Here is a 10923-nt window from a genome sequence, read left to right as displayed (position 1 = left end):
CATGATCATGATCCCAGAAAAGTACAGGAACTATTTGTTCAATGACAATGACTTTCTGCCTCAGGACTATCATTGCGATGATGCGGAGAAGGCCGCGCTTCTGAAGAAGCTGGTCATGATGATTGCGGATGACCGAGACCTGCACAAAGCGGAAAATGTGACGGAAAATACTCCGGATTTCTGGCTGCTGGACCGGCTGCTGACGAAAGAGGAAGTGAAGTTCATGCTGAGCTTCCGCAAGAAGCGTGCCGTCAAGCTGACCGCTGCTCAGCTTGGCGAGCGCAACCTGATGAGCACTTACCGGGCAGAGACGATCGCAGAGCACATTGCAGAGATCGGTCTTCTGGAATTCGACTTCGAGAACAAGGATCATGAAAAGCAGTATTTCGTGCCGAAGTGGGTAGTCGGCTCCGGCGAATACATGATGATGAATGGCAGACTCACAGAAGAGCACCCGGAAGTCGCAACGTTCTTCAATTATGCAAGCATGGTTCCGGTGGGCAAGAATGCCCATATGGTTCCGCCTGGCGGCGGAGGCTTGGGCATGCATGTTATCCCGGTCGAGAAGGCGATCGAGCATGTCAGTGAATCCGTATCTCTGGAAAAGCTTTCGCACTGGCTGAATAAGTATGACAAGTATGCGGTGGATGTGTGTTCCTGCCGCAGACAGCAGCGCATCCGCGGCGAAGGCGGTGGTGACATCGAGGATTACTACTGCATAGCAGTCGGCGATATGGCGCAGTATCTGATTGATACGAAGAAAGATGCGAAACCTGCTTCCTATGAGGAAATCATGGCTCTGCTGGAACGTTCTGAGAAGAGCGGCTTCGTGCATCAGATCACCAATCTCGATGGCGAAGATAAGATCGTTGGCATCTGCAACTGCTCGAATACGACCTGCAATGCGCTGCGTACTTCTCAGCTGTTCAATACGCCGAATCTCTCTGCCAGTGCATATCGGGCGCACGTGGATCATGAGAAGTGCGTTGCCTGCGGAAAGTGCGTTGAGGTGTGTCCCGTCGGTGCGGCAAAGCTTGGTCAGAAGCTCTGCCGGAAGGATGGTTCTGAGGTGATCTATCCGAAGACAGAACTCCCTGATGAAGTGAAATGGGGTCCGGAAAAATGGAATAAGAACTACCGCGATGATGCGAAGATCAATTGCTATGAGACCGGAACTTCGCCCTGCAAGACGGCCTGCCCGGCGCATCTTGCCGTTCAGGGCTATGTGCGCATGGCTGCAGAGGGCAGATACCTGGATGCCTTGAAGCTCATCAAGCAGGATAATCCGCTGCCGGCAGTATGCGGAGCGGTATGCAATCGCAGGTGTGAGGATCGCTGCACGAGAGGACTGATTGATTCGCCAGTTGCGATCGATGAGATCAAGAAGTTCATCGCTGCTCAGGAGCTGAAAGCAGAAAACCGGTATATACCGGAGTGCTGCAATGAACATGGCGATCAGTGGGGAGAGGAATTCAGGGTTGCAGTCATCGGAGCTGGTCCGGCCGGCTTAAGTGCTGCGTATTATCTCAGAGAAAAGGGATATCCGGTCACCGTATTCGAAAAGAATGCTGAGCCTGGAGGCATGCTGAGATATGGCATTCCTTCATTCCGCCTCGACCGCCGGGTGATTGATGCCGAGATCGATGTGATCCGCACAATGGGAGCTGAATTCCGCTTCAATACTGAAGTGGGCAGGGATGTGACCCTGGATCAGCTGAGAAAAGAAGGATACAAGGCATTCTTTGTTGCCATCGGCATGCAGACAGGAAGAAAGGCAGGCATACCGAATGAAGAGCTGGCAGTATCCGGCGTTGACTTCCTGAGACACAGCGAAGCAGATCATGGAAAGATCCTGAGCGGAAAAACGGTAGTCATCGGCGGCGGAAATGTCGCCATCGATGTGGCAAGAACTGCTCTCCGTGCCGGTGCAGAATCTGTAGATCTGTATTGCCTGGAAGGCCCTTCTGAGATGCCTGCCGCTGCCGATGAAGTGGCAGAAGCGAAGGAAGAAGGAATCGTCATTCATAACTGCTGGGGACCGAAGGAAATCCTTGCGGAAGAAGGAAAGATCACCGGCATCGTTCTGAAGCAGTGCACGGAAGTGTTCGACAAGAACCATGCATTCCATCCGATCTATGATGAAACCAACATCGTTACAGTCCCATGTGAGAATGTGCTGATCTCGATCGGTCAGGCACCGGTATGGGGCAATCTGCTGGATGGAACAAAAGTGGAGCTCAGAAGAAACGGAACTGCAGTTGCAGATCCGGTAACGCTGCAGACCGCAGAGCCTGATATCTTTGTGGGCGGCGATATCAATCATGGTGCGAAGTTTGCGATTGATGCGATTGCGGATGGCCGTGAAGGCATGGTGAGCATGCATCGGTTCGTGCATCCAGGACAGGGCGATCTGAAGCTGGGAAGAGATCTCAGAAATTTCATCGAGCTTGACCGGGAGGATATTCACCTCGAAAGCTACGATAACGCTAAGCGTCAGGCACCGGGCATGAAGCCTGGTGACGCAGCGCACAGCTATGAAGACTTCCGTCTGGCATTCACCGAAGAGCAGGTCAGAAAAGAAGCGAACCGCTGCCTCAAGTGCGGCGCTACAACGGTTGATGTGAATCGCTGCATCGGATGCGGTCTATGCACGACGAGGTGTGAATTTGATGCGATTCATCTGCAGCGTGATATGCCTCAGAACACCAGGATGTATTCCGCAGAAGATGGCATGGTCAAGGCAATTCTGCCATATGCACTGAAGCGGGAACTGAAGATCAGGTTCAGCAAGAAACAGTAATCAGATAGCACTGAAGAGAAGGCGCTTCCGGAAACGGAGGCGTTTTCTGAATGAATGCCAGATCCGTGGTTTCATGGTAGGATTATGGCATCGGAGGAATTCTCATGAGTATAACCATGATTGTTCTGATCATCTGCATTGCGAATTTCCTGTGGATCCATTTCGGATCGGGCAGTGATCAGATCTACAAATACACGCTGATTCCGATGCAGGTAAAGCGGGGACAATGGTATCGTCTGATCACGTCAGGGTTTCTGCATGTGCAGCCCTGGCATCTTATCATGAACATGTATTCGCTATACAGTCTCGGTTCTTACATGGAATCGATGTTCGGTTTGTTCTGGTACTCGATCATCCTGTTCGGTTCCATCATCGGGGGTTCCCTGGTGACGACGTTCTTCGGAGATGATGGGACAAGCACGATCGGAATCTCCGGAGGCCTCTACGGACTGATGGGTGCTTATCTGTTTCTGCTCGTCCGTTCGGGTTCCCTGAGCAATCCGTATGTGCTGACCAGCGTGCTGAGAATGTGCATTGCCAACCTGATCATCAATTTCATGCCGAATATCTCCAGAACCGGACATCTGGGCGGACTGATCACTGGAATTCTGCTAGCAGTGCTCAGAATTTATGTGTTCTGATTCCTGAATTTGTAAATTTATACAATGTTCTGAAGGTCTCGGTAACTTGCCGGGACCTTCGGTATCATTAAAATAGAAGCAGGCTCATATTCGAAAAGGAGTTCAGACAATGGAACAGCAGGATCCTGTTTACATCACCGGCCACCAGCATCCGGATACGGATTCCGTGGCTTCGGCAATTGCGTATGCGCTTTTCAAGCGGGCGATGGGAGTCAAGGCAATTCCCTGCCGGCTCGGCAAGCTGAGCAATGAAACCAAGTATCTTCTGAAGCGCTTCGGGTTTGAAGAACCGATGCTGCTGGAAGATGCCAGAAAGAAACTGAAGGAAATCAATCTCGATTCTCCGGAGGCGATTTCTCCGGAAACTACGGTCTACGAGACGATCCGTCTCATGCATGAAACGGAACGTTCTGCCTTTGCAGTTACGGATCACGAGAAAAAGGTCATCGGTTTCGTGTCAAAGAGCGATCTTGCCAAGATCGGACTTGGCGATACCGCAGTCGGCATTGATCTATTGCAGCAGACTTCCACGGAAGATATTGCGAAGACCATCAGCGGCAGAATCATCTATGATGATCCTGAAACGCATCTGAACGGCAAAGTCTCGATCATTGCGATGACAAAGTCCGGAACGGATAACTACGAAATCAAAGATCGAATTGTCATTGTCGGCAATGATCCGGTATCTGAACGGAAGCTGATTCAGAAAGGCGCCGGGATGCTGATTGTCGTATGGGCAGAGGAAATCGAATCCGAAGTCCTGGAAGAAGCCAAGAAGTATCACTGTCCGGTCATCATCTCCGGACATGGCAGTATGAATACGTCCCGTTATATCTTCTTTGCGCCGCGCATTGAACTGGTCATGCGCAGAAAGCCGGTCGTTTTCCATGAAGATGATCTTGCGGAAGAAGCTGGCGCAAAGATGGCCAAGACCCGGTTCCGCAGCTATCCCGTCATTGATGAAGAAGACCATCTGGTCGGCTATGTGACCCGCAGCCATATCATGGAATACAAGAATAAGAAGATCATTCTCGTCGACCATAATGAGTTCTCCCAATCCGTAAGGGCAGTTGAGAAAGCGCAGATTCTTGAGGTCGTGGATCATCATCGCATCAATGATTTCGCAACAACCCAGCCGGTATCCTTCCGCAATGAGATCGTCGGTTCTACCGCAACGATCATTGCCACGATGTTCCGTGAGAATCAGATCCCGATTCCCCGGGAACTTGCGGGTCTGATGCTTGGCGCGATTCTCTCGGATACGCTGATCTTCCAGTCTCCGACTACGACGAAGAAGGATATTGACACTGCAAATATCCTGGCGGCTCTTGCGGATCTTGATATTGATCAGTTCGGCCGTGAGATGTTCTCTGCTTCCGCAGCCAATATGAACCAGAGCATTCATGAGATGATCGTGCAAGATATCAAATACTATGACATCTCAGGATGCAGTTCGATGATCAGCCAGTGCATGGTTGCTTCGATAAATGATGTGAAGGGCAGAGAAAAAGAAATCCAGGAAGCCATTGATCGTCTCGTGAAGCAGAAAGGCCTGGACTTACTTGTGGTTGCTTTTACTTCGATTGCAGATGAAGGCTCCATCTTCTTCTCTGCAGGAGAAAAAGGAGAAAAGTGCCAGGAGGCATTCCCGGATCATTCTGAGGGCGGTCATGATCTGCAGAAGGGAATCTTTTCACGCAAGAGTCAGATCCTGCCAGCGCTTACCAGGGCAATATCCGAATAGAAACCAGAAAAAAGCTTCTGCACTGCAGAAGCTTTTTCAGAAATGATAATCAGTCTGTCTGGGAGGAAAGATCTGATGTCTTCTTTCTGAAGACAAGAGTATTCTACCAGGCGTTTGTGTCAGACTTGTGAAAACCAGCAGTTTTTACTGCAGAGACCTTTTTCTGGCTTCCCGTTCTTCTTTCCGGTTTTCAGCAATATTCAGTATCAGCAATCCTGCACAGAGGATGGTGAAAATCAATCCGATCGTAATGCCCAGGTTTCCGAGGATCTGGATACTTGCAATCCATACTGTCAGGACAAGCCCGCATAATGCAATCAGCTCTATCATTCAGCTACCTCCTGAATCACGGCTACAGAGTATACACCAGAAGTGAATTCTATGTGAATTCCGGTGGTTATCCTCATGAATTCTTAAGAATTGAAAGAATATCTTAAGAATTTTTCACAATTTCAAAGTAAGCGCTGTCATTGGAACAGACGATGTGCTTGGAACACGCATGATCATGCGGGAATCCTCAATTCATTCAACAAGCGGAAAACTATGCATGCATGGCTTATATCAGACCTTGCTTATGCAGAATGACGGTGGTAGAACAGAACACGCTGCAGAAATATTCAACGCAGATTAAAAAACTGGAAGGAAGATCAAGAATATGAAAAAGATTGTTGCAATTGTTACTGCTGCTGTGATGACGATGTCACTGGCAGCTTGCGGAAGCAATACTGCTTCCAAGAGTGCTGCATCTGCTGCAACTTCAGCTCCGGCTGCTTCGGAGTCCGCTGAAGCTACGGAAGAGGCTGTCAAGGAAGAGACTGCTGCTCCAAAGGAGTCTGCTGAAGCATCTGCTGAAGCAACCGCTGAAGCAAGCGCATCTGCAGAGGCTACTGCTTCTGCTGCAGCTAAGAACTGAATTTCTCGCTGAACAATCCATTCATATTTCTGCAGAAACCGCATCGAGTATTCGCTCTTTGCGGTTTTTTATGATCATGCAAAGAAAATACTTGCATTGGAAGAGTATGTGTTTTCATAATCAAATCATGCAGAGATGCAGGGTTCTGAGCATGTGATCTGCTGACAGGAGGAGGTTTTATGAGCAAGCATTTATCGCCTGAAGTTCGTGTTCCGATTGAGCCGGGAAATCCTTCGATTGAACGGATTGAGGAGAAGTGCATCAAGTGCGGGAACTGCCGTGATGTATGCAGAGACTATATCTCAGTTCTGGGATATTACGATCTTGCTAAGACAGGAGACACAGCAGTCTGCATTCATTGCGGGCAGTGTGCAAATGTATGCCCGACTGGTTCGATTCAGGAGATTCCGGAAGCTGATTATGTAAAAGCGGCGATCAAGGATCCTTCGAAGATCGTCATTTTCAGCACGTCGCCATCTGTGCGTGTTTCGCTCGGAGAAGAATTCGGCATGGCGGATGGCAGCTTTGTGGAAGGAAAGATGGTTGCACTGCTTCGCCGTCTGGGGGCTGATTATGTGCTGGATACCAATTTTGCAGCAGATCTCACGATCGTGGAGGAGGCAAGCGAACTGGTGGAGCGTCTTTCACATGCGGATGCGTCGAAGCCGCTGCCTCAGTTTACTTCGTGCTGCCCGGCATGGGTGAAATTCGCAGAGATCTATTATCCGGAGCTTCTTCCGCATATCTCTTCAGCCAAGAGCCCGATCGGCATGCAGGGGCCGACCATCAAGACCTATTTTGCAAAGAAGATGGGCATTGATCCGAAGGCAATTGTCAATGTCGCGCTGACGCCGTGCACGGCAAAGAAGTATGAGATCCGCCGCGAAGAAATGAATGCGGCAGGCAGATATCTTGGCATTGATGGCATGCGCGATATGGATTATGTGATCACAACCAGGGAGCTTGCTGCATGGGCAAGGGAAGAGCATATTGATTTTCCGTCCTTGAGTGACAGCCCTTATGATCCTCTGATGTCACAGGCATCCGGTGCCGGGGTCATTTTCGGAAAAATCGTCATTTGCACCAGGGTGGTAAATTCCCGTCAGTCTTCTGGAAATAGACTATAATTCCTATGTCCGAGAAAGGGACATCAGGAAGTTTCCAGGAACCGATTGACGCTGACTTGGCGGTTTCGTCATTCGGCTCCTGGAAGCTCCAAGCCGCCAACAAATGAATCATGATGATAAGGATGCGTGGGGTCATTCCCTGCGTACGCTTTCATGGGATAAAGACCCGGATATTTCGAAATCCCAGAAGCTGATTTCAGATACCGTGCATGAATGGTATGATGCAAAGCATCCTCCTGTCCGAAGATCTGAAGTTCAGTTTCTGAACTCTCTTCCAGTCAGTCATTGCCCGATCTGCGGATCCGAGCATTTTATCAGGTACGGCTTCTATAAAGACGGAACAAAGTGCTATCGCTGTATAAGCTGCGGCCATAAGTTCAGTGTTCTTACAGGGACAATCTTTCAGGATCGGAAGATTCCGATTTCAGAGTGGATTGAATATCTTCTTTATCTGTTTGAATTCCATTCCATCAGCACTGCAGCACGCGATAACAGAAATGCAGAGAGCACAGGCAGATACTGGTTGATCAAGGTATTTGCTGTACTTGAAGGAATACAGTCTGAGGTAATGCTGGAAGGAAACATCTACTTTGACGAGATGTTCTTTCCGGTAATCAAGCACGAAACAGAAATCGTGGATGGGAAGAAGCTAAGAGGCATTTCTCGTAACAAAATCTGTGTCGCAGCTGCTTATGATGATCATGGGCATATGTATCTGGCCGTAGAGGGAAACTCAAAGCCATCCAGAAAGACAACATGGGAAGCTCTCGGAAAACATATCAAGCCTGGATCAAAACTGATTCATGATGGAGATAATTCGCATGGAATACTTGTCGAACGACTCCATCTGACAGAAGAAGTACATACTACGAGTGAGACCAAAGGATTATCGGACAAAGACAATCCTCTGGATCCGATTAACAATCTGCATTCACTGGCAAAGCAATATATGCGTGCACATGGCGGTTATGACAGGGACAATCTTCAGGACTGGATGAATCTGATCTGGTTTGTTCTGTCAGAGCCTAGTAATCGATATGAGAAGGTCGACCTTTTCATCAGACGGGCAATAATGTCGCCACATGTGGTGAAATTCAGAGATGCGATGTCAAAAAAGTCCGCTGATTAAGCCTATTGGCACCACCCTGCTGCAAATACGGATTTTTTCGGAAATACAGGCGGTGTGATGGAAGCGGCACTGCGGACTGCTTATACGTACCTGACTGGCTCACCGGCGCCTGAAAAGCTGTATGACCTTAAGCCGGTTCGAGGAATGGAAGGGTTCCGCGAAGCTTCTCTTTCGATTGCAGATAAGAATATTAATGTTGCTGTCATCTATGGGACGGCGAATGTCCGCAAGTTCCTTGATCGGCAGAAGAAAGAACCGAAAGACTATGCATTTGTTGAGGTCATGACTTGCCCGGGCGGCTGCATCGGCGGGGGCGGACAGCCGAAGGGAACCCAGGAAAAGGGAAATGCGCTGCTGCAGGAGCGGATTGACGGGCTGTATCGGCGAGATGCATCTATGGAAAAAGCAAGACGGTCAAGCCATGAAAACCCGGAGATCATCGCACTCTATCAGGAGTTCTATGGCAAGCCGCTGAGCGATCTTGCTGAAAAGATGCTGCATACGCAATATACCGATCGCAGCGATCTGCTAGGCGAAGAAGCTGGAAAGTATCGGCAGTACCGCGATCTGAAGCCTTCAGAAGAAACAGAAAATACCAGAAAAGACAATGCCCCAGCAGGCGAGGTGATTGCTCATTTCCGACCGGAAGAATTCAGAAATGTCAGGGTCTGGAAGTGCAGAGTGTGTGGTGATGTCTATATCGGCATCCTGCCGCCGGCGGAATGCCCGTTCTGCCATCAGGGAAGCGATGTGTTTGAAGACATCACTGATCAGGTGACATTGCGGAAAAACGGAACAGGCCGGAAGATCTGGCAGTGTGATGTCTGCCATTATATGACAGAAGGAGAGGAGCGCCCTTCTGAATGTCATATCTGCCATCAGGATGGCAGCCACTTTGCCCAGGTCTGTGCCTGGAGGTGCACCGTGTGCGAGGAAGTGGTAATCGCGACGGCACCCCCGGCGGAATGCCCGATCTGCCATCAGGGGAGCAGCGTATTTATCGCGATGTGATCGCCATTAGTCGATTCAGAAAAACGATCGGTTTATGATCTGCCGGGGAATCAGCTTCAGGATTCTCCGGCTTTTCTGATCTTATAAGAATTTCAATTCGGTTTGATAAAACGAATAAGGTGACCACAAGGTCATCTAAAATGAGACGGTACGACAAAAACATGTCTAGGATTGATCTGTCTTTGTCAGTAGTGATTGTGATTTCTGAAATGATAAGAATCTTTGCGGTACATGTCGCTTAAGCAGAAAGGGCATAGAAGATGGTCTTCACAATGCTCAGGGTCTTTATCAACTGAACGAAGGAGATCGAGATCTTTCTGCGGTACTTCTTCTTCGTAACCGCATCTCTCGCATTTCATCAATACAGTTTTCTCGGTATTGTCTGTCATTGGATATTCCTTCCAGCGGATTATAAGTTTCCGCATATAACATGATCTCGCCGCATCTGCAGCGGAGAACATCTCGATTATAAGAATCAAGGCACATCGTACGGAAACGAAGCTTATGAAGACGGGAGGTTAGCTGCTTCTTCCGCTGTTCCTTAGTCCTGGCATCATTTCGTTTCTGACTGATCAATGCATAGATTTATCCAGATGGTCCTTTGATCTGGGATTGTAAAAACCATAGTAGCGTACGGTCCTGAAGTTTTCATCCTGGATATGAATGATCATCTTCTTGAGAAGATCGAGACCGGTTTCGTGAACGGTGATTCTCTTTCCGGTCGTGTGGTCATCATAGAGCCATACCACTTCATCGGTTTCTTTGCTATAGGAAATAATACGGCTTTCCGCCATTGCCGGCCGTGAGGCATATCGCATCATATAACTGACACAGCCCTGAACGTCTCTGGAATGATCGCGTTCTTTCTGTCCTTCTTCATCCGGATCGCGCTCCTTGGCATATACGTAAAACCCATCTGTGTTTTTCCGATAGGCGAGGTTTTTCAGGGTCTTGAACTGAGTGCCGAAATGTTCTGACATCAAGCGGGCTACTTCGTACTGCCAGGTTTTCCGAAGACTTTCGAAATAAAAATAGCTGAAAATAACCAGAAACTGCGAGGCCATTCTATCAATAAGATGTGCATTGCGACCATTACAGATGGTAAAACCGTGTTTGTAAAATACATTAGCTTGGGCGAGCCAGCCGGAAGACAGGTATATGAAGCTTTGAAGGATCATATCAGGAAAGGATCAAGATTGATAACTGATAAAGATCCATGCCATAACATGCTTGTCAGGAAGCTGGAACTGGTAAACATCCAATATGATTCCAAGAAAATGAAAGGGTTGCCCGACAATAAGAATCAGATGAATCCCATCAACCAGGTTCATAATAGGCTGCAGAAGTTTTTAAGAGCACACAGCGGCTTCAGGAGAGATGAACTTCCGAGCTATCTTAACTTATTTGCATTCAGTTTCAATGCTCCATTAGACCAGCTGCCGGATTTAAGTTTTGAAAACCCAAAAACACTTCGCTACAGAGAGCTATATTGCAAGAGTAAACCAGATTGATAAGATCCTCAGCCCTTGTGCAAATACGGCTTTTTAATTTATTATGG

General features: G+C 48.5%; 10 protein-coding genes and 1 pseudogene. 9 read left to right on the top strand and 2 right to left on the bottom strand.

The features are described 5' to 3' along the window. The first annotated feature begins 7 nt into the window (after positions 1 to 7). The 3 genes from C7E00_RS11940 (at position 8) to C7E00_RS11930 (ending at position 5185) form a co-directional block, all read left to right on the top strand. The gene (locus C7E00_RS11940; protein WP_105304952.1) at positions 8 to 2800 is read left to right on the top strand and encodes an FAD-dependent oxidoreductase; all 2793 of its coding nucleotides are present in this window, start codon (positions 8 to 10) and stop codon (positions 2798 to 2800) included. A gap of 104 nt (positions 2801 to 2904) precedes the next feature. Continuing rightward, complete coding sequence (locus C7E00_RS11935) at positions 2905 to 3441, top strand: rhomboid family intramembrane serine protease (protein WP_105304477.1); 537 nt, start codon at positions 2905 to 2907, stop codon at positions 3439 to 3441. Between the two features lie 109 nt (positions 3442 to 3550). Beyond that, positions 3551 to 5185 carry a putative manganese-dependent inorganic diphosphatase gene (locus C7E00_RS11930; protein WP_105304476.1) on the top strand — a complete coding sequence of 545 codons (1635 nt, stop codon included), beginning with the start codon at positions 3551 to 3553 and terminating at the stop codon, positions 5183 to 5185. A gap of 144 nt (positions 5186 to 5329) precedes the next feature. Here C7E00_RS11930 and C7E00_RS11925 read toward each other — a convergent pair whose 3' ends face one another. Further along, positions 5330 to 5515: a hypothetical protein gene (locus C7E00_RS11925; protein WP_105304475.1), complete on the bottom strand. Its 186-nt coding sequence runs from the start codon at positions 5513 to 5515 to the stop codon at positions 5330 to 5332. A gap of 325 nt (positions 5516 to 5840) precedes the next feature. On the opposite strand from C7E00_RS11925, the gene C7E00_RS11920 reads away from it, so the two are divergent. The 5 genes and pseudogenes from C7E00_RS11920 (at position 5841) to C7E00_RS11905 (ending at position 9365) form a co-directional block, all read left to right on the top strand. Next, complete coding sequence (locus tag C7E00_RS11920; protein WP_105304474.1) at positions 5841 to 6098, top strand: hypothetical protein; 258 nt, start codon at positions 5841 to 5843, stop codon at positions 6096 to 6098. Positions 6099 to 6277: 179 nt separating this feature from the next. After that, a complete protein-coding gene (locus C7E00_RS11915; protein WP_105304473.1) occupies positions 6278 to 7225 on the top strand; it encodes a [Fe-Fe] hydrogenase large subunit C-terminal domain-containing protein in 948 nt (315 codons plus the stop codon). Between the two features lie 103 nt (positions 7226 to 7328). Next, positions 7329 to 8354, top strand: coding sequence for an IS1/IS1595 family N-terminal zinc-binding domain-containing protein (locus tag C7E00_RS11910; protein ID WP_105304167.1), 1026 nt, complete (start codon positions 7329 to 7331; stop codon positions 8352 to 8354). Between the two features lie 36 nt (positions 8355 to 8390). After that, positions 8391 to 8657 (top strand): annotated as a pseudogene (locus C7E00_RS16865) ([Fe-Fe] hydrogenase large subunit C-terminal domain-containing protein); the annotation flags it as partial. Next, entirely contained in the window at positions 8637 to 9365 is a 729-nt protein-coding gene (locus tag C7E00_RS11905; RefSeq protein WP_476692367.1) for a rubredoxin-like domain-containing protein, read from the top strand. The pseudogene C7E00_RS16865 and the gene C7E00_RS11905, both read left to right, overlap by 21 nt. A 572-nt stretch (positions 9366 to 9937) precedes the next feature. Here C7E00_RS11905 and C7E00_RS11895 read toward each other — a convergent pair. Beyond that, positions 9938 to 10429 carry a transposase gene (locus C7E00_RS11895; RefSeq protein ID WP_105304470.1) on the bottom strand — a complete coding sequence of 164 codons (492 nt, stop codon included), beginning with the start codon at positions 10427 to 10429 and terminating at the stop codon, positions 9938 to 9940. Between C7E00_RS11895 and C7E00_RS11890 the strand changes: the two genes are divergently transcribed. Then, positions 10364 to 10876 (top strand): transposase, encoded by a 513-nt coding sequence (locus C7E00_RS11890; RefSeq protein WP_338022644.1) that lies wholly within the window; start codon positions 10364 to 10366, stop codon positions 10874 to 10876. The genes C7E00_RS11895 and C7E00_RS11890 overlap by 66 nt on opposite strands. The last annotated feature ends 47 nt before the right edge of the window (positions 10877 to 10923 follow it).

It is taken from the genome of Anaerolactibacter massiliensis, assembly GCF_900290205.1.
Lineage (GTDB): Bacteria > Bacillota_I > Bacilli_A > Erysipelotrichales > Erysipelotrichaceae > Bulleidia > Bulleidia intestinalis.
The sequence above is the reverse complement of the archived record's forward strand: the minus strand, read 5'-3'. Positions and strand labels throughout refer to the sequence as shown.

What these genes read in the sequence shown, in the direction of transcription:
- C7E00_RS11940 (WP_105304952.1), top strand. Translation starts at nt 8, where the DNA reads ATGATCCCAGAAAAGTACAGGAACTATTTGTTCAATGACAATGACTTT.
- C7E00_RS11935 (WP_105304477.1), top strand. Translation starts at nt 2,905, where the DNA reads ATGAGTATAACCATGATTGTTCTGATCATCTGCATTGCGAATTTCCTG.
- C7E00_RS11930 (WP_105304476.1), top strand. Translation starts at nt 3,551, where the DNA reads ATGGAACAGCAGGATCCTGTTTACATCACCGGCCACCAGCATCCGGAT.
- C7E00_RS11925 (WP_105304475.1), bottom strand. Translation starts at nt 5,515, where the DNA reads ATGATAGAGCTGATTGCATTATGCGGGCTTGTCCTGACAGTATGGATT.
- C7E00_RS11920 (WP_105304474.1), top strand. Translation starts at nt 5,841, where the DNA reads ATGAAAAAGATTGTTGCAATTGTTACTGCTGCTGTGATGACGATGTCA.
- C7E00_RS11915 (WP_105304473.1), top strand. Translation starts at nt 6,278, where the DNA reads ATGAGCAAGCATTTATCGCCTGAAGTTCGTGTTCCGATTGAGCCGGGA.
- C7E00_RS11910 (WP_105304167.1), top strand. Translation starts at nt 7,329, where the DNA reads ATGAATCATGATGATAAGGATGCGTGGGGTCATTCCCTGCGTACGCTT.
- C7E00_RS11905 (WP_476692367.1), top strand. Translation starts at nt 8,637, where the DNA reads ATGACTTGCCCGGGCGGCTGCATCGGCGGGGGCGGACAGCCGAAGGGA.
- C7E00_RS11895 (WP_105304470.1), bottom strand. Translation starts at nt 10,429, where the DNA reads ATGGCCTCGCAGTTTCTGGTTATTTTCAGCTATTTTTATTTCGAAAGT.